General features: G+C 63.3%; 16 protein-coding genes. 2 read left to right on the top strand and 14 right to left on the bottom strand.

What is annotated here, in order from left to right:
- Positions 1-22: 22 nt before the first annotated feature.
- The 4 genes from AC0IYS_RS23575 to AC0IYS_RS23560 all read right to left on the bottom strand — a co-directional run bounded on the left by AC0IYS_RS23575 (position 23) and on the right by AC0IYS_RS23560 (position 3530).
- Positions 23-853, bottom strand: coding sequence for an ABC transporter ATP-binding protein (locus tag AC0IYS_RS23575; RefSeq protein ID WP_471707458.1), 831 nt, complete (start codon positions 851-853; stop codon positions 23-25).
- Complete coding sequence (locus AC0IYS_RS23570; protein WP_471707457.1) at positions 850-1926, bottom strand: acyl-CoA dehydrogenase family protein; 1077 nt, start codon at positions 1924-1926, stop codon at positions 850-852. The genes AC0IYS_RS23575 and AC0IYS_RS23570 overlap by 4 nt, the downstream gene beginning before the upstream one ends.
- A gap of 2 nt (positions 1927-1928) precedes the next feature.
- Positions 1929-2483 carry a carboxymuconolactone decarboxylase family protein gene (locus tag AC0IYS_RS23565; RefSeq protein WP_471707456.1) on the bottom strand — a complete coding sequence of 185 codons (555 nt, stop codon included), beginning with the start codon at positions 2481-2483 and terminating at the stop codon, positions 1929-1931.
- 108 nt (positions 2484-2591) lie between these two features.
- On the bottom strand, positions 2592-3530 hold the full coding sequence (locus AC0IYS_RS23560; protein ID WP_471707455.1) for a cupin domain-containing protein: 939 nt from the start codon (positions 3528-3530) through the stop codon (positions 2592-2594).
- A 147-nt stretch (positions 3531-3677) separates the two neighbouring features.
- Between AC0IYS_RS23560 and AC0IYS_RS23555 the strand changes: the two genes are divergently transcribed.
- Positions 3678-4220: an FKBP-type peptidyl-prolyl cis-trans isomerase gene (locus tag AC0IYS_RS23555; protein ID WP_315219230.1), complete on the top strand. Its 543-nt coding sequence runs from the start codon at positions 3678-3680 to the stop codon at positions 4218-4220.
- A gap of 9 nt (positions 4221-4229) precedes the next feature.
- Here the strand turns inward: AC0IYS_RS23555 and AC0IYS_RS23550 are convergent, their stop codons facing one another.
- The 6 genes from AC0IYS_RS23550 to AC0IYS_RS23525 all read right to left on the bottom strand — a co-directional run bounded on the left by AC0IYS_RS23550 (position 4230) and on the right by AC0IYS_RS23525 (position 12960).
- Entirely contained in the window at positions 4230-5222 is a 993-nt protein-coding gene (locus tag AC0IYS_RS23550) for a hypothetical protein (protein ID WP_471707454.1), read from the bottom strand.
- Positions 5219-7930, bottom strand: coding sequence for a DNA mismatch repair protein MutS (gene mutS, locus AC0IYS_RS23545; protein WP_471707453.1), 2712 nt, complete (start codon positions 7928-7930; stop codon positions 5219-5221). Before mutS ends, AC0IYS_RS23550 begins: the two co-directional genes overlap by 4 nt.
- A gap of 118 nt (positions 7931-8048) precedes the next feature.
- Positions 8049-8867 (bottom strand): 3-keto-disaccharide hydrolase, encoded by an 819-nt coding sequence (locus AC0IYS_RS23540; RefSeq protein WP_471707452.1) that lies wholly within the window; start codon positions 8865-8867, stop codon positions 8049-8051.
- Between the two features lie 854 nt (positions 8868-9721).
- The gene (locus AC0IYS_RS23535; protein ID WP_471707451.1) at positions 9722-11491 is read right to left on the bottom strand and encodes an amidohydrolase; all 1770 of its coding nucleotides are present in this window, start codon (positions 11489-11491) and stop codon (positions 9722-9724) included.
- Positions 11492-11769: 278 nt separating this feature from the next.
- Positions 11770-12006, bottom strand: coding sequence for a hypothetical protein (locus tag AC0IYS_RS23530; RefSeq protein WP_471707450.1), 237 nt, complete (start codon positions 12004-12006; stop codon positions 11770-11772).
- 33 nt (positions 12007-12039) lie between these two features.
- Positions 12040-12960, bottom strand: a complete 921-nt coding sequence (locus AC0IYS_RS23525) for a LysR family transcriptional regulator (RefSeq protein WP_471707449.1) — start codon at positions 12958-12960, stop codon at positions 12040-12042.
- 626 nt (positions 12961-13586) lie between these two features.
- On the opposite strand from AC0IYS_RS23525, the gene AC0IYS_RS23520 reads away from it, so the two are divergent.
- Complete coding sequence (locus AC0IYS_RS23520) at positions 13587-14462, top strand: helix-turn-helix domain-containing protein (protein ID WP_471707448.1); 876 nt, start codon at positions 13587-13589, stop codon at positions 14460-14462.
- A gap of 17 nt (positions 14463-14479) precedes the next feature.
- On the opposite strand, the gene AC0IYS_RS23515 is transcribed toward AC0IYS_RS23520, so the two are convergent.
- From AC0IYS_RS23515 to AC0IYS_RS23500, 4 genes are all read right to left on the bottom strand, one after another.
- Complete coding sequence (locus tag AC0IYS_RS23515; protein ID WP_471707447.1) at positions 14480-14734, bottom strand: hypothetical protein; 255 nt, start codon at positions 14732-14734, stop codon at positions 14480-14482.
- Positions 14735-14774: 40 nt separating this feature from the next.
- The gene (locus tag AC0IYS_RS23510; RefSeq protein WP_471707446.1) at positions 14775-15320 is read right to left on the bottom strand and encodes a YybH family protein; all 546 of its coding nucleotides are present in this window, start codon (positions 15318-15320) and stop codon (positions 14775-14777) included.
- Positions 15321-15533: 213 nt separating this feature from the next.
- Positions 15534-15854, bottom strand: coding sequence for an antibiotic biosynthesis monooxygenase family protein (locus AC0IYS_RS23505; protein WP_471707445.1), 321 nt, complete (start codon positions 15852-15854; stop codon positions 15534-15536).
- A 20-nt stretch (positions 15855-15874) separates the two neighbouring features.
- Entirely contained in the window at positions 15875-16864 is a 990-nt protein-coding gene (locus tag AC0IYS_RS23500) for a zinc-dependent alcohol dehydrogenase family protein (protein ID WP_471707444.1), read from the bottom strand.
- Positions 16865-16908 lie beyond the last annotated feature (44 nt).

Here is a 16908-nt window from a genome sequence, read left to right as displayed (position 1 = left end):
TCGGATAGTTTTGGAATTGTCGTCAGATGGTCGATCCGGTCGGCGGCGCGGCAGGCGCGCGAACGTTCTGCAGCGCGGCGAGGATGCGCAACCGCAGCGCGCCGATCGCCTCGGTGTCGGCCAGGCGTGGATGCGGCAGGTCGACCTGCCATTCGTGCACGATGCGGCCCGGCTGGCCGCCCATCAGCACGATGCGGTCGGCCACCAGGATCGCCTCGTCGATGTCGTGCGTGACCAGCAGCACGGCGCTGTGCCAGCGGTGCACCACGTCGACCAACAGCGTTTGCATCTCGGCGCGGGTGATGGCGTCGAGCGCGGAAAACGGTTCGTCGGCAAACAGCAGCTCCGGCTGGCGTGCCAGCGCCCGCGCCAGCGCGACGCGTTGCGCCATGCCGCCGGACAGCGCGTTCGGGTAGCGCTTTTCGCTGCCGGCCAAGCCGACGGCGTCGATCGCGTCCTGCACGCGCCTGGCGTGGGCGTCTTTGGAGATCTTCGGCTGGTGCGCGAAATCGAGACCGAAGCCGACGTTGGCGGCGACGTTCAGCCATGGCAGCAGGCTCGCTTGCTGGAACACCAGCGCGCTGCGCGGACTCGGTTCGGTCAGCGGCGCGCCAAGGAAGGCGACCTTGCCGCGCGATGGACGCTGCAGGCCGGCCAGCACGCGCAGCAAGGTCGATTTGCCGCAGCCGCTGCCGCCGAGCAGGCAGACGATTTCGCGCGGGCGCACCGCCAGCGTGATGTCGTCGAAGGTATGGCCGGCGCCGGGGTAGGCGAAACCCAGTCCCTCGGCTTGCAGCGCCAGGCCGGCGCCGGCGCCGCTGCGGGCGGCGTGGTTCAACGCGGCGTCGTTCATTTGGTGGACGCCGCGTGCTTGTCCAGCGCCGCCTGCAGTTGCGTGATGCTTGGCGTGATCACCGGGATGAAGGCCGCTTCGCGCCAGCGCCGCGCAAAGCCGTCCTGTTCCTGTTCCAGATAGGCGTGGCCGCCCTTGGCGTGCAGTTCGAGCGTCAGGGCCTGCTGCACCAGATCGGCCAGTGCGATGCGCAGCTTGAACAGCGTCGGCGCGTCGGCGACGAAGCGGCCGTCGGCCACGCCTTCGAGCAGGTGCTGCGTGTGCAGCGTGAGCGCGTCGCGCGCGGCGGCGATGCGCTCGCCGAGCTGGCCGCGTCCCTTGGCGCCGCTGTCGAGCGTGCGCGCCGCGTGATCGAGGCCCGCGCGCGCCAGGCCGATCGACATCCCGCACTGCATGCCCAAGAAGGCTGGCCGCACGCGCGGCAGCCATTCCGGCGCCTGCGACGAGATGATGTTCTCCGGCGGGACCGCCACGCCTTCGAGCCGCACGGCGGCGGTGTTACTGCCCCGCATGGCGATCAGCTGCAAATTGGCGCTGCGCTGCACACCGGCGGCGTCGCTGGCGAAAGCCACCACCGCCGCCGGCGCGCCGTTGACCGGCGCCACGGCGGCGGCGGCGACAAAGCGCTGCGGCCGCAGGTTGGTGATCCACGCCAGCTTGCCGTTCAGGGTCCAGTCGCCGCTTTCCTTGGCGGGGCTGGCGTCGATCTGCAGCGGCTCCATCCCAGACAGGAATTTCATCGCGTTCGACAGGCCGGTGGCGCCGGCCAGCGTGCCGGCCATCAGCTGCGGCAGCAGGCGTTCGCGCAGCGCCGCGTTGGGGCTTTGCAGCAGGTATTCGATGAAGCTGCGCTGGCCCCAATAGACAAAGGCCGCCGTCAGCGAATGGCGCGCCACCTCGGCGATGCCGTCGATGGCGTCGCGCACGTCGCCGCCGCTGCCGCCAAGATGCGATGGCACGCCCGCCAGGAAGCAGCCCTGCGCCGCCAGCGCCGGCATGACCTGGTCCGCCAGGTCTTCGGATTGGTCGAGGGAGTCCGCGTGCAGCGCCAGCCAGTCGTAGAGGCCCGTCATCCTTACACCGCGCCCGGCAGATACGGTTGCAGCTGCGGATTGACCGGCGTGCCGGCCAGGCTGTTGGCGAAGTTGCACAAGGTGGCCAGGCTGATGCCGAGCACCACCTCCAGCGCCTGCTGCTGGTTGTAGCCGGCGTCGATGAAGGCCTGCAGCGCCTCGTCGCCGACGGCGCCGCGTTGGGCGATGACGGCGGTGGCGAAGCGGGCCACCGCGTCCAGCTTGGCATCGCCGGTGGCGGCGCCGGTTTGCAGCGCGCGCACGCTGTCGGCGTTCTGGCCGGCTTTTTTCAGCGCGATGGCGCTGTGGCCGGCGATGCAGAAATCGCAGCCATGGATGCGCGCGGCGGTGATCTGCACCACTTCGCGCTCGGCCAGGGTCAGGCTGGCGCGCGAATTGATGCCGGAGACGGTCAGGTAGGTTTCCAGCGCCACCGGCGCGTTGGCCAGCACGCCGATCAGGTTGGGCAGGTAGCCGTTGTTGGCGATGGCTTTTTCGACGAAGGCGCGGCTATCGGCGGGGGCGGTATCGAGTGTGTGCAGGGTCAGACGGGACATGGTGGCTTTTCCTAAATGTTGACGTCATATTATCAGGCGCGCGCGCGATCTCCGCCATGTCCAAAAGTCGCGGTTTTTTGTTCAAACGTCTTTTTTGTTCAACCATGTTCATACGGCCGCGCGCAGCTGGCGGCGGTAGGCGCCCGGCTGCTCGCCGACGATGCGCTTGAAGGCGCGCGTGAACGCCGCGTTGGACTGGTAGCCCACGTGGGCGGCGGCCTGCTCGACCGAGTCGCCGGCGTTGAGGCGCTGGGTGGCCAGCCGCATGCGCAGGCGCAGCAGAAACTGCGCCGGCGTCACCCCGCCGGCGCCGGTGAAGTGCTTGCAGAAGGCGGCGCGCGACATGTGCGCGGCGTCGGCCATGCGGGCGATGCTCCAGTCGTCGCCCGGCGCGTCGAGCATGCGTTCGAGCAGCGCCATGAACTCGCCGCGCTGGGCCAGCGCCAGCAGGCCGGCGCTCAGTGCCTCGCGCTCGCTGGCGTGGCGGATCAGGTAAAAGAACAGCAGTTCGACCAGGCGCGCGATCAGCGGCGAGGGCCGTTCGGGATCGCCGCCGTTGATCGATTCGGCCTGGATCATGTCGAACAGCGCCGCGCTGTGGCCCAGGGCGGCGTCGCCGCTGCGGCACACCAGGTATTCGGGGAAGGAACCAATCACCATCGGACTGAGGGCGCCGCTGAAGCGAAAAAAGCCGCAGGCCAGGCCGGCGCCGTCGATGCCGGCGGACTCGCCGCCGCCGTCGTCACCGGCCAGCGGCAGCATCGGCTGTTTCGCCACCGGGGCGGCGGGGTCCGGCGAAGGGCTGAGGAAGTGCGCCACGTCGCTCATCAGGAACACGCCGTCGCGCGCGTGCAGGCGCAGCGCCGGCTGGCCGTCGATGTGCAGGTAGCACGCGCCCTGCAGCACCAGGTGGAAGCTGGCCATGGCGCGGTCGGCGGTCGACACGCGCCACGGCCCGCAGTAGCGGCCCACGTGCAGCGCGGCGGCGTCGAGCTCGATGCTGCCGAGCAGCCATTGGGCGAGTTTGTCGGAGGTGGCTTGTCGCATGGACACCATTGTAGGGCTTGCGCCGTGCAAGCGACGGAACCGAATCACATATCGTTATGCGGATTGCGCATGCGCCGTCCGGAGCGGCGCGGTCCCGCGCACGATTAAAGGTATAATCTGCCTGCTCATAACAGAAAGGAAATTCCAATGAAGATTGCCAAGAACACGGTCGTGACTGTGAATTACAAACTGTCCGATGCACAGGACAATCTGATCGAAGACGGCCGTCAACCGATGGTCTACCTGCACGGTGGCTACGAGAACACGCTGCCAAAAATCGAAGAAGAACTGGACGGCAAGGAAGTCGGTTACTCGTCGATCATCCAGATCGAGCCGGAAGACGCTTTCGGCGACTACGACGCCGCGCTGGTGAAGGTCGAGCCGCGCAACCGCCTGCCGGAGCCGCTGGAAGTGGGCATGCAGTTCGAAGGCATGCCCGACGGCGACGACGCCGACGAAGCGATGATTTTCACCGTCACCGACATCGCCGACGACAAGGTCGTTTTGGACGGCAACCATCCGCTGGCCGGCATGGCGCTGCGCTTCTCGCTCAACGTCACCGAAGTGCGTGAAGCGTCCGACGAGGAAATCGCCCACGGCCACGTGCACGGCGCCCACGGCCACCACCACGGTGACGAGGACGACGAAGGCGAAGAGGGCGACCACGTCGCCATCCACCCGATCCACTGATCTAGTCGATCAAGGCGTCGTCTCGGCGCCGCCGCCCTTGATGGTGAACAGGGCGGCGGTGTCGGGATTGACGCGCACCTCGGCCGATTCCGCGGCCACGCTCAGATGTCCCACGTTGCCGCGCCAATCGATGGCTGGTTCGGTCCTGCCGGCTGCGCCGTTTTGGGGTGGGGCCTGGATCTGGGTGTCCACCAGCAGCACCTTCCCCTTGAATTTACCGGCCAGCGTCTTGATTTGACGGCGCGGCTCGGCAAAGCCGTCCTGTTTCGACTCGAAGCGCGGCAACAGCGAAAACCCTTCCTCCTCCTGCAAGCCGATGGCGCCGTCCGAGAACAGCACCAGGCCGTGCATCTTCTGGCGCGCGGCCAGGGTGAAGAGGCGGTGCAGCCACGCGCGGTTGGCGACCAGGCGGTCCTCGTACTCGCTGTTGCGGCCCGCCTCCGGACGATAATGGTTGTTGTTCGCCGGTAGATTGATGGTGGCGAACAGCACCTTGCCGTATTCCCAGTGCGCGTTCTCGGCGTAGCTGCGGAACTTGGCGGTGCTCGACAAGCGTGACAGCGCGATGCGCTGCGCCCCCAGCGACTCGGGCTCGCCGTAAAACAGTTCGCGCAGGCGGTTCAGGCGTTCGATCGCGTTCGAGCGGCCGGCCGAATTGAGGCAGGCGCTCCAGTCGCTGCCGGCCAGCGACACCACCACCGGCGTGCCCGCGTCGTCCAGGATCGCGTGGCGCGCGGCGTACAACTTGTCGCTGCAAGGTTCCTTGTCGCCCTTGATGCCGGTGGCGACGATGAACGCAGGATTGGATTGCATGGCGGCGGCGATGGCGTGCTTGAGGGGCGCCTCGTCGGCGCCGTTCTTGAATGGATGGCCGATCACCGCGAACTGGAAGCCCTTGCCGGCTGGTGCCGCGCGCTCGCGCGCGTGCGCCGGCGCGAGCGCCGCCGCGACGCTGAGCGCAACGGTCAGCGCAAGGGCGAGCCTGGACGCGGCGCGCGTCATGCCTGCGCGGTCTCCGTCAGGCGCTTGAGTTGGTGCTTAAGCTGATACAAGCGGTCCAGCGCCTCGCGCGGCGTCAGCGCGTCCGGGTCCAGATCGTCGAGCGCGTCGAGCAGCTCGCGCATGGCCGGTGTTGGATTGCCGCTGCCATTGCCGTCGGCGGACGCCGACGTTTCCATAGGCTCGTCGTTGGCGTCGGTGGCGGGGGCGGCGAACAAATCCAGCTGCGGCGTGGCGTCGAGCGCCTGCGCCTCCAGCCGCGCCAGATGCTTGCGCGCCGCCTTGATCACGGTCTGCGGCACGCCGGCCAGCTGCGCCACCTGCAAGCCGTAGCTCTGCGACGCCGGGCCGTCCTGCACCGCGTGCAGGAACACGATGCTGTCCTTGTGCTCGACGGCCGACAGGTGCACGTTGGCCGCCGTCGGGTGGCTCTCCGGCAGCTGCGTCAGTTCGAAGTAGTGGGTCGCGAACAGCGAGAAGCTGCGGCTGGTGTCGATCAGGTGGCGCGCGATGGCCCACGCCAGCGCCAGGCCGTCGAAGGTCGAGGTGCCGCGTCCCACTTCGTCCATCAGCACCAGCGAATGCTCGGTGGCGCCGTTGAGGATCGCCGCCGATTCGGTCATCTCCACCATGAAGGTCGAGCGGCCGCCGGCCAGATCGTCGGTGGCGCCGATGCGGGTGAAGATGCGGTCGATCGGGCCGATCGTGGCGCTGGTGGCGGGCACGTAGCTGCCGACGTAGGCCAGCAACGTGATCAGCGCCACCTGGCGCATGAAGGTCGATTTACCGCCCATGTTCGGACCGGTGATCAGCAGCAGGCGGCGCTCGTCGACGAAGCGGCAATCGTTGGCGATGAAGCGCTCGATCTGATTCTCTACCACCGGATGGCGGCCCTCGACGATGTTGATGCACGGGCCGTCGACCAGCTGCGGCGCGCACCAGTTGTGGCGCAGCGCGTGGTCGGTCAGCGACACCAGCGCGTCGAGCTGCGAGAGCGCCTTCGAGATCGTCTGCAGGCAGCCGATGAACGGCGCCAGGTCGGCCAGCAGCTGATCGTAGAGCATCTTCTCGCGCGCCAGCGCCTTGTCCTGCGCCGACAACGCCTTGTCCTCGAACGCCTTCAGTTCCGGCGTGATGTAACGCTCGGCGTTCTTCAGGGTCTGGCGGCGGCGGTAGTCGTCCGGCACCTTGGTGGTCTGGCCGTGCGTGACCTCGATGTAGAAGCCGTGCACCTTGTTGTACTCCACCCGCAGGTTGGCGATGCCGGTACGGGCGCGCTCGCGCGTCTCCAGGTCGACCAGGAACTGGCCCGCGTTCTCCGACAGAGCGCGCAGCTCGTCGAGCTCCGCGTCGAAGCCGCGCGCGAACACGCCGCCGTCGCGCACCATGTTCGCCGGCTCCGGCGCCACCGCGCGCACCAGCAGGTCCAGGCATTCCTCGGGCGAGGACAGGTCGCTATGGATCGCGTTGAGCAGGCCGTTCGGATCGGTCAGCGCGCGCTGCAAGCCGTGGCGCAGCGCCGGCAGCTGCTTGACGCCGTCGCGCAGGCTGGCCAGGTCGCGCGGGCGCGCCGACAGCAGCGCGATGCGCGTGGTGATGCGTTCGATATCGGGCACCTGCGCCAGGGTATGCGACAGGCCGCCGGTGGCGTCGGCCTGCGCCAGCGCGGCGATGGCCTCGTGGCGCGAGCGGGCGATGCGCTGGTCGCGGCGCGCGTGGTGCAGCCAATAGCGCAGCAGGCGCGAACCCATCGCCGTGCGGCAGTGGTCCAGCAGCGAGAACAGGGTTGGGGACTCCTGGCCGCGTATGGTCTCGGTCAGTTCCAGGTTGCGCCGCGTGGCCGCGTCCAGGCCGATAAACTCACTCTCGGTCTCGGTGCTCAGGCTGCGCACGTGCTGCAGTCCGCGGCCCTGGGTCGACTGGGCGTAGCGCAGCAGCGCGCCGGCCGCGCCGAAGGCCGCGCCCAGGCCGTCGGCGCCGAAGCCGGTCAACGTCGCCACGCTCAGTTGATCGAGCAGCGACTTGTGGCCGGTGACGACGTCGAAGTGCCAGTCCGGCACGCGGTTGACATGGCAGCTGACGGCTTCCTCGAACAGGTCGGCGTTATCGCCACGCAGGATCTCGGCCGGCGCGATGCGTTCGAGCTCCTGCTGCATGCGGGTGTTGACGGTGCGGCTGTCGCCGGAGAATTCCATCAGCTTGAGCGAACCGCTGGCCAGCGACAGCCACGCCAGGCCGGCGGTGCATACCTTGCGCTGGCTGATGATGCACATCGCCAGCAGCGGGCGCTCGGCCTTTTCCGGCAGCAGGTCGGCGTCGGTCAGGGTGCCCGGCGTGACCACCCGCATCACCTTGCGCTCGACCGGGCCTTTGCTGGTGGCCGGGTCGCCGATTTGTTCGCAGATCGCGCACGACTCGCCGATCTTGACCAGTTTGGCCAGATAGCCTTCCAGCGAATGGAACGGCACGCCGCACATCTTGATTGGTTGTCCGCCCGACGAACCGCGCGCCGTCAGCGTGATGCCGAGCACGCGCGCCGCTTTTTCCGCGTCCGAGTGGAACAGCTCATAGAAATCGCCCATGCGGTAGAAGACCAGCATGTCCGGGTACTCGGCCTTGATGCTCAGGTACTGCTGCATCATCGGCGTGACTTTTTCTGTGGGACTGTTCTTGACGGCGGCAGCGTTGATTTCGTTGGGGACGGTGGTCATTGGTTCTTTTTCGGCGATGCGATGAGTCTGGTTTTGCCGGGGCGTAACGACGCCGGCGCGTAACTCGACATTCTACCGCTTTCGCGCTGAGCCCAAGGATTTCAATCGGCGCCCAAACTCATTCGTCCAACGGCAGGATTTCGATCCGCCGGAATTCCGTCGGATGCGTTTCCGCCTGGATGGCGATGTAGCCGCTTTCCAACATTTGAGGGAAGCCTTTCGACAGCAGTTTCGAACTATGTGGATCGCCCGGATCGAGCTGAGGCTGGCTATAGCTGATGACGGTTTCGCCGTCCAGCATATGCTTGATTAATTTCCCACCGTGAACTTCCACCTCGATGGTGACCCAATCGTCCCCCATATATACCTTGGACTTGGCGGAGGTGCGGTGGGTGGTGGTCAACTGCCCGTTGAATACGGCTTTGGTATGAGGGGTGCAGAACGATCCGTTGTTCTGTTCACCGGGCCCGCCGCCGCCCAGCATCTGCACCTCGATCGATGCGGGAAATTCCTGGTCGAGTTCCATGGTCTCCGGCGGTTCGCTAAAAATCATGATGCCGTTATTGCGAAAGCCCCACCCAGGGGACCCCGCGAGCTGTTTGCCAACGAAACGATATTCCGCCCGAATACGGTAGTGCGACAGCTTCTGCCTCCAGAACAGATGACCGAATTCGCCGTTGAATTTGGCGTACTCGCTGTAGTCGACTTTGAGAATGCCGTTTTCAACCTTGAATGTGTTTTTATAGTTGACGCCGGATGGATAGCCTTTGAACTTCGAAGTCCAGCCGGATAAGTCTTTTCCATTGAATAGCTGAATCCACTCCGTTTTCTTAGGCTGTGGCCCGTTGGCGCTTTCTGATTCAGGCGAGTTGCCGTGAACGCCAACACAGCCGGCCAACGCGAACGCGCAATAAAGGCTTGCTAGTTGTATTTTCATTTCCCATCTCCGGATGGCGGTTAAAAACGCTGGCGACAGCGGTAATTCGACAGTGTTATTGGAATAGCTCGCTGGATCAAATAAGTGTCCTGCCTTCCCAGCGGTCCTACGGCGCTACAACAGTCGAGGTGGCAAACACTTTCTTCACCGCCGTTGGCGTGACCTCGAAATCCGCTAAGTGGCGCATATCCTTGACCGACAACTCACCCGCTCCCCGCAGGTCCATGAGTGCGGCGCCGTTCCGCCCGGGCCGTACGTTAATGCTTCGTAAGCGAGCCCGCGTCCGACGAGCGCCGCCTAGGTCAGCCTTTGATAACGGCCAGCCGCTAAAAATGGTTCCTGAAATCCGGTAAGAGGCTGTCGGACTGTTCTTGACGGCGGCAGCGTTGATTTCGTTGGGACGGTGGTCATCGGGTTTTTTCGGCGATGCGATGAGTCTGGTTTTGCCAAGGCGTAACGACGCCGGCGCGTAACGCGACATTCTAGCGCTTTCGGGCCGTGTCCAAGATTTCACTCGGCGCCACGGCCATAATGGGTGAGGTGCCAGTTGGAGTGGCGGATCCATGATCATCATCGCTGGCGCTGCATAAACAACCCCCAGCGGCGCTGGCGTTCCGGCCTATAGCGTGGATTCGCGGCGCGCTCGTAGCGCCTGCGCAAGTCACTGCAGACGCTCAGGCGCACGTCATCGGCGATCGGGCGGTCCAGCACGCGCGGCGGTGGTCATCGCCGGCGTATTCCTGGCGCTGGGCATTGAAGTCGTCTTTGAATCGCAGTGGGCGGAACTGCGCCAGCGCGGCACCCGCGAGCAGCATGGAAACCCGAGCCAAGCGGCATGCTTCCTCGCCGTACCGTCACCGATCTTGCGGGTAGCCGCCATAGTATTTGATCGGTGACCAGGAGGGGAGAATTGCGGGCAATGTTGGCGACAGCGCCTGATAGTCCTGTGCGCCGTACACCACCCGGCCATCCATGACGGTCAAGACCGAGGCGATGGATTTGATCTGGGCCTCCGGCACCATGAAGTAGTCGCGGTCCAGCAGCGCGAAGTCGGCGAGCTGGCCGGGGGCGATCATGCCCAGCTCGGATTCGGCCTGCATGAACCACGCCGCACCGCGCGTGAACAGACCCAGCGCTTCGGCGCGCGACAGACGGTTGTTCTTGGCCAGCACTTCGGCGCCGGAAACCGACTTGCCCGACACCATCCAGCTGATGCCGACCCACGGATTGAACGAGGCCACTCGGAAGGCGTCGGTGGTCATGGCCAGCGGGATGCCGCTGTCGACCAGTTCGCGCAGGCGCGGGGTCAGCAAGGCTTTGTCGCGGCCGTAGGTCTTGATGAAGCCGTCGGCGTGCAGCGCCATCTTAGTGTCCAGCGCAACGCCGCCGCCCAGCGCCTTGACCCGGGCGATGTTGGCGGGACTAATGGTCTCGGCATGTTCGATGCTCCAGCGCAGGCCGTCAAGTGGCGTCTTCTGGTTCAGCGTCTCCAGCGCATCGAGGAAGGGCGTGATGTTCTCGTCGTAGCTGATGTGCTCGCGGAAGGGAATGCGTCGCTCGACCAGCTTGGCGATGTCGCGCTCCACCAGTTCCCGCATCTTGGCCGGCTCGACAATGACCACCGGACGGTCGAAGTTCTCGTGATCGTGGACGGCCACCGACAGTAGCTCGCCGGCGCCGCGATAGACGTGGCCGTGCGCCAGCTGCGGGTGCAGATTTTGCCCGGGGCTGACCGGCGCGGTCTTGGTGATCGCCTTGATCTGCGCGTCCACCACATTGAAGTCGGCGCCTTCGCCGAACTGGATGTCGACGAAAGGCATGCGGATGTTGAGGCGGTTGTCGCGGGCGACCACGTCCACGGTGCGCTGAGCCTTGGGATAGCCGCGGAAGCCGGTGCCGGCATCGACGACGGAGGTGATGCCGAAGCGGTTGAGGCTGTGGACCGTCTGGATCAGCGAGCTCACCTCCTCCTCAAAGGAGAGCTGCGGGACCATGGTCTCGATGCCGATGAACGTGAACGTGTAGCCATGCACCACGCCGGTATACTTGCCCTGCGCATCCTTCTCCAGCACGGTGCCCGGCAGATTGGGGAACTTGTCGGTCCCCACGCCGAGGGCGTCCATCGCCTGCTGGTTCATGTAGCCGCGGTTGTAGGCGTACTGCACGAACAGCGGGCGATTGGGCACGGCCTTGCGCAGTTCGTCCATGGTGGGGAAGCGCTTCTCCTCGAACTGGTAGGGCGACCAGCCGCCGACCACCTTCACCCATTGGCCTTCCGGTGTGCGTTTGGCCTGTTCGCTCAGCATCGCCATGGCGCGGCGCAGCGTCGGCACGCCGTCCCAGCGCAGCGTGTAGTTGTAGCCGCCCTCGTTGAGCACATGGGTATGCGCGTCGATAATGCCAGGCACCATCCGGCGGCCGTGGGAATCGATGACTCGGGTGTTCGCGTTCTTCAAGCCCAGCACCTCGGCGTCCGTGCCGACCGCGTAAATGCGGCCATTCTTGACGGCCAGGGCCGATGCCGCCGGTTGCGTCCGATTGCCGGTATAAATCTTGGCGTTGTGCACGATCAGGTCGGCGCCTTGCGACGCTTGCGTGGGTTGCGCTTGGGCGTGGGCGTTCATCAAGCCGTTCGCCACCATGAGTCCGATTATGAATATCAATTTCACTGCCATTCCTCCAGTTATTGAATAAATATACGGCGCTGCTTGTGCCGGAATAGGTGTTGCTCACTGAACTACTCTTTTTTATCTGGCAATTCATCCCTGAGCGACCTTCGCAGCCGTCCGATGTTCCTCAAGCTGCGATTCAGCATGGCGGCGTCCGGCTCTAGCGCATTGCGACCAGCGCAGTCCGTGACAGCCGATGTGGCTGCAAAGCGATGACACGGTCAGCCGACCTTTTAAAGATCTGCCTGGTTCTGTTTGTTGTGTAAAACCGCTCGTTGTGAATGGACGCCGTCTTCGTGTCGCCGCCATTGCATGCTGCATGCTGAAGCCACAGCGGCCACCAGCCCCGAATTCGCATAGGTGATCGCGATCGGCATAACGCATGCACAGATCTCATACAAGATGACGCGATTCCGTGGCACTTGGTTGTGTACGTTGCTCGGACGCTGTTGAAGATCGAGTTTGTTCATGATGTGGTCGTCCTTATCTGTATGTGATGAGGCTTACCCTGCCATTAGCATCTCTGCGGTTTCGCGCGGAACTTGAGCAGGCACGCACGCCTTGTTGAAGTGTTCAACAAGCAAATCGGTCAACGCACGAATCTTTCTGGATGGATGCCGCGCCGGTGGACGCACGACGTAAACGCCGAAGGGGGAGGCACGATATCGTGTTGCGACGGGAACGAGGGCGCCGGAGTCTAAATGTTCGTGGATGAGGCTAGTCGGGAAGTAGGCGACGCCGAGCCCTGCCAAGGCGGCGGCGACCAAAGCCGTTCTACTGTCTGCCTTGAATCGTCCTTGGGGCCGGATCGACAGGTTCTTTTCACCTTCCCAGAGTTGCCACGACTCCGTTCCTTTCGTCAGCGCATCTCGAGTCATTAATTCTTCAGCCGTCTGCGGCGCTCCGTACGCCGTGATGTACGCCGGACTCGCGACTATCACCCCAGGCAACGATCCAATCTTGCGTGCCACGAGATTGGAGTCCGGGAGAATGCCCAGCCGGATTGCGCAGTCGAAGCCGTCTCCGATCAGATCGACCACATGGTCGCTGTACGACGTGTGAATGTGGAGCAGAGGATGACTGCCTGCCATCGCCGCGAGCACGGCAGCGAAGTGTGTCGACCCGAGGGAAACAGGCGCAGCGATGCGCAGGCGGCCCTGGAGGTCCCCGGAACATTGCGTCGCTTCCTTACCAACATCGATTTCTGCGCAGGCCCGCAGCGCGTGGTTGCGGAAAGTCGTTCCCGCTTCTGTCAGGGCCGTGCCGCGCGTCGATCGGGATAGTAGCTGCACGCCCAAATCCGCTTCAAGCCGGGCCAGCCGGCGACTGACGATGGACTTCGCCACGCCGAGTCGAGACGCGGCAGGTGAAATCCCGCCAGCGTCGGCTATTTCAACGAATGTCCTCAATTCTTCGATATCCATATTTATGTTCCTGGTGGGCACACGGACGGGAAAGGCGTGCTGCGATTGCCGCCGGTGCGGGATTGACGCCGGAGACAAAACGATAGCAACGGGTTGAAAGCAGGGCAATGTTCAATCCTGCGGCGGACTGATCGTTTCTGCTATCTCGGGATCAACACATGCCGTGAAGCTTGGCCGGGCTGCACGCATATAAAAATGCGAGCGGAATAAACAATGCTTCTATTTGAAGCAAACATGATGGCCGAGAATGGCCGCAGTTCCTGCCGGAGAACGTCGTCGGTCTGTTCGCGGAGCGAAAACTCTCGCTCTGACAGTAACCCCTTGCGCCATCGGGGCGCTGTCTGCGCCGCAGATGGCGACAAAACATTGACGGTCGATCGCCAAGGGCGCTTCAACGCCGATTCCGGCGGCCTAATCTACAATCACTGTCGGGTAACATCGGCGCGGCAGGCGAGCATCGCAGTTTCAACGCCAAAAGCTTGGCTGGCGTTCCATTTTGGGGAACACTGTATTCTGAAAGCGCGTCTAGACGGCGACCGGAGGTGCGGTTAATAATGATCAGGATCGCAACGCTGCGTCAATTATCGCCGCGTCGCCCTGAAACAGGATATGAACGGACTACTCCTATGTCGAACGAATTTGAACTTCCTGAGAATGTGGCCAACGTGGGAAGTTGCAGCCGTAGCTGGAATGGCGTGACCGTGGAAATGCACGAATACACTTGCACAGGCAGAGTCTTGTTTCGGGTTGAACGCCCGGAAGAATTGACTTGGCTTGCCGCGCAGCTTGAAGAGGTCGGACGAGGCTACATCGAAGCCAGGCTGGCACGCGACACACCTAATCCACGTGCCTACAAGCCTCGGCCCTTGTACATCGCGCCGGCTGACATGGAATTATGGGCACATTCAGAGGATGCGCGCTATCTCAAGTGTGCGACGGTTACCTTCGACACCAAGGTGCTCCAAGAGCGTTTGGGGCTAGCCGATTCGTTGGGCGTGATTGATGCTCCGCGCTTCCGCTTTTCGGATGAGAGCATGTGGACGTTGATGAGGCTGCTGACAGATGCGATCAACGACAATGACATCACCACTGAGCTGTATGGCGACTCACTCACTGCGGCAATCGCGGCGAAGCTCTTCGAAAGGCCGAAGGTGGCCAAGGGCAGCGCGTATCAGCTCTCGGCGATTCAGCTGAAGGATGCGATCAGCTATCTCGAGGCGAAGATGCCAGCAAAGGTCGAGCTCGCAACACTGGCGAAACTCGCTGATTTGTCGCAGGCGCACTATTGCAGAGCCTTCAAGGTATCGACCGGGCTGGCGCCATATCAATGGCAGTTGCAGGCGCGCCTGGAGCGAGCAAAGGACCTGCTGTTGACCACCAACCGTCCTCTACAGGATGTCGCCGAAGCCACCGGCTTCGCCGACGCGGTGCACTTCGGTCGCACCTTTCGCAAGATGACCGGCGCCAGCCCGGCGGCATGGCGCATCGACATGCTTACTTGACAGGCTCCCTACCCGTATCAGCCCGCCGTCTCGGAGAGCATCCGCGCCAGATCGTCGTAGCCGTAGAGCAGGGCGAGCTCGCGCGGAGTCAGCCCGGAATGGGTGCGCAGGCTCACCGAGGCGCCGGCCTCAACGAGAATCTTCGATGGCCTCCGGGTTGTCGGATTGTGCAGCGCTGTCGCTCCCTTGCGCGTATCGGCTGCGCGCGGGCCGGCGCCCGCCGTCAACAGTCGCGCCACCGTGTCGGCCTGGCCGAGTCCGGCCGCAATCATGAGCCGCGTGACGCCTTCGCGGTTGCTGTTACCCGACGACCTATTGGGGCAGCGGATTCGTCGTTGCGAAGGAGTAGCGCGCGATTTTCCACGCGGCGCCGTTCCATTTTTGGAAAATGAACAGTTCGTGGTTGGCATCGGAAACGCGCTGTTTGATCGCATTGACGATCACGTGCCCGTTCGAGCTTGTCCGGACGAACGCCCAGTTTGGCGCAACCTGGACGATCTCCTCGACGGTCAACTCGGTGCCGAAAGCGATCGCCTGAAAGATGGCGTTGTACGCTGCCCGGATGGCATCAGCACCAATCGTCGATGGGCTGTTCGGCGCCATGAAGACACCGTCAGGTGCGAACAAAGTCAACACCGTGTCGGTGTCTGAGGTGTTCAGTGCCGTTTCGTAGGCCTGCAACACCGCTTCGATGTCAGTTCGGACCGAAGCCTCTACGTTTTTTCCTGCGGTATTCACGAGCTTTTGCATATATTTGCTCCACATGTTGGTTAATCGTTTGCCGTTGAATTTTACGTCGGTTTCGCTCGACCAGATACTAGGCACATCTGCAAAGCTGTGTCGCGTATTGCGGAACATGGCACGCTGTTGCGCAGTAGGAGTGCTGACAGTGGAGGGACGATTGTGTCGGATTCGGAACACGCCATAGCTGCAGTGGCTAAACTGGGCGGGAAGTGGACAGGATTTTGGATTTTCACAGGTTTTCGCCCCAGAAATACGGCATGGCCGAAACCAGAATTTCAGCCATACAAATTCGCCTGGAGGCGCTGGTAAGACGCCCGTGCACCCCTCTTATGCGGGCAGAACGTCAAGCCATCCGCCTGCAACAGCCGATCGCACGTGATACACGGTCGGCTCCTCGGCAAAGTATCTTTCAAGCCCCCCCATGAAAGCCCGGTGGTCTTCACTTGGTTCGAACACTTGCGTATGGTCCTCGAGCGTTTGCCATTGCACAATCAGCGTGAAATGCGATGGCGTCTCGACTCCCCGCGTGAGCATATGACGCCCGTATCCCTGCACGCGTGTCAGCAGATGGGTCACATAGTTAAACGCGCTTGTAAAGGCATCGACTTGATCGGCTCTGACAGGCAGCGAAGCAATCTCATAGATCATGATTTTCTCCTTAGCCAGCGTTAGGATTTTGCCTGGGCCGCGTTTGCTTCCGGCACGACAGCGATAGCGACTTTGCCGCGCAGTCCGTTATCACGGCTTTCCAGACGCGCATGGGCAAGCGGAATCTCTGCCAGCGAGTACGTCGCGCCTATATGCGGACGCAATTGACCGCGTTCCACCAACGCTTTCAGTTCATCGAGCTTGCCGCGGTTCTGCCGCGTGAACACGAAGTGATAGCTGGCGTTCTTGCCCCAGGCCTGGATCAGGTTTTGCGGCTTGGCCAGATCGACGATCGAGACGACCCGGCCGAGCTGGGCGAGCGCGTCCGGCGAGCGGGTGAGGGTGTCCCCGCCGATCGTGTCGAAGATGACGTTGACGCCCTGGCCCGCCGATTCGCGCATGATGACTTCGACATAGTCTTCCTTTTCGTAGTCGATCACGACGTCGGCGCCCAGGCTGCGGACAAATTCAAACTGATCCGCACGTGCAGTCGTGTACACCTTCGCGCCGATCGCCTTCGCCACTTGAATTGCCACGTGACCCACACCGCCGGCGCCGCCGTGCACCAGAACGCTTTCCCCGACGCGAAGTTGCGCGCGGCCGACCAGCGCTTCCCACGCGGTTCCGCCAACCAAGGTCAGGCTGGCCGCTTCCACATGGCTAAGCGAGGCAGGCTTCTTGCCGATGATGTTTTCGGCGGCGACGTGGTACTCCGCATAGCTTCCCGGACCATCGAAGATCTGCGGGGTGTACCACACCTCGTCACCGGGAACGAAGGACGCGACGCCCGCTCCGACTTCTTCCACCACGCCGGAGACATCGTGGCCGGTGATGGCGGGCAGGGGCACATAGTCCTTGTAATCCCCGCGACGGACTTGGTAGTCCAGTGGGTTGATCGAAGTAGCGTGCACGCGCACGAGCACCTGTCCGGCGCCGGGTGCCGGCTTCGGTACGTCGACCAGTTCGAATGCATCGGTACCGCAAAAAGTGGTGAGTGTCATTGCTTTCATTTTTTTCCTCGCTTCGTTAAAAAGAGATATCGAAAATTATCGAT

It is taken from the genome of Duganella sp. AC237, from assembly GCF_979254035.1.
This window is presented reverse-complemented; position numbering and strand designations above follow the sequence as displayed.

Coding starts and splice junctions, on each gene's coding strand:
- AC0IYS_RS23575 (WP_471707458.1), bottom strand. CDS start 853: ATGAACGACGCCGCGTTGAACCACGCCGCCCGCAGCGGCGCCGGCGCC.
- AC0IYS_RS23570 (WP_471707457.1), bottom strand. CDS start 1,926: ATGACGGGCCTCTACGACTGGCTGGCGCTGCACGCGGACTCCCTCGAC.
- AC0IYS_RS23565 (WP_471707456.1), bottom strand. CDS start 2,483: ATGTCCCGTCTGACCCTGCACACACTCGATACCGCCCCCGCCGATAGC.
- AC0IYS_RS23560 (WP_471707455.1), bottom strand. CDS start 3,530: ATGCGACAAGCCACCTCCGACAAACTCGCCCAATGGCTGCTCGGCAGC.
- AC0IYS_RS23555 (WP_315219230.1), top strand. CDS start 3,678: ATGAAGATTGCCAAGAACACGGTCGTGACTGTGAATTACAAACTGTCC.
- AC0IYS_RS23550 (WP_471707454.1), bottom strand. CDS start 5,222: ATGACGCGCGCCGCGTCCAGGCTCGCCCTTGCGCTGACCGTTGCGCTC.
- mutS (WP_471707453.1), bottom strand. CDS start 7,930: ATGACCACCGTCCCCAACGAAATCAACGCTGCCGCCGTCAAGAACAGT.
- AC0IYS_RS23540 (WP_471707452.1), bottom strand. CDS start 8,867: ATGAAAATACAACTAGCAAGCCTTTATTGCGCGTTCGCGTTGGCCGGC.
- AC0IYS_RS23535 (WP_471707451.1), bottom strand. CDS start 11,491: ATGAACGCCCACGCCCAAGCGCAACCCACGCAAGCGTCGCAAGGCGCC.
- AC0IYS_RS23530 (WP_471707450.1), bottom strand. CDS start 12,006: ATGAACAAACTCGATCTTCAACAGCGTCCGAGCAACGTACACAACCAA.
- AC0IYS_RS23525 (WP_471707449.1), bottom strand. CDS start 12,960: ATGGATATCGAAGAATTGAGGACATTCGTTGAAATAGCCGACGCTGGC.
- AC0IYS_RS23520 (WP_471707448.1), top strand. CDS start 13,587: ATGTCGAACGAATTTGAACTTCCTGAGAATGTGGCCAACGTGGGAAGT.
- AC0IYS_RS23515 (WP_471707447.1), bottom strand. CDS start 14,734: ATGATTGCGGCCGGACTCGGCCAGGCCGACACGGTGGCGCGACTGTTG.
- AC0IYS_RS23510 (WP_471707446.1), bottom strand. CDS start 15,320: ATGTTCCGCAATACGCGACACAGCTTTGCAGATGTGCCTAGTATCTGG.
- AC0IYS_RS23505 (WP_471707445.1), bottom strand. CDS start 15,854: ATGATCTATGAGATTGCTTCGCTGCCTGTCAGAGCCGATCAAGTCGAT.
- AC0IYS_RS23500 (WP_471707444.1), bottom strand. CDS start 16,864: ATGAAAGCAATGACACTCACCACTTTTTGCGGTACCGATGCATTCGAA.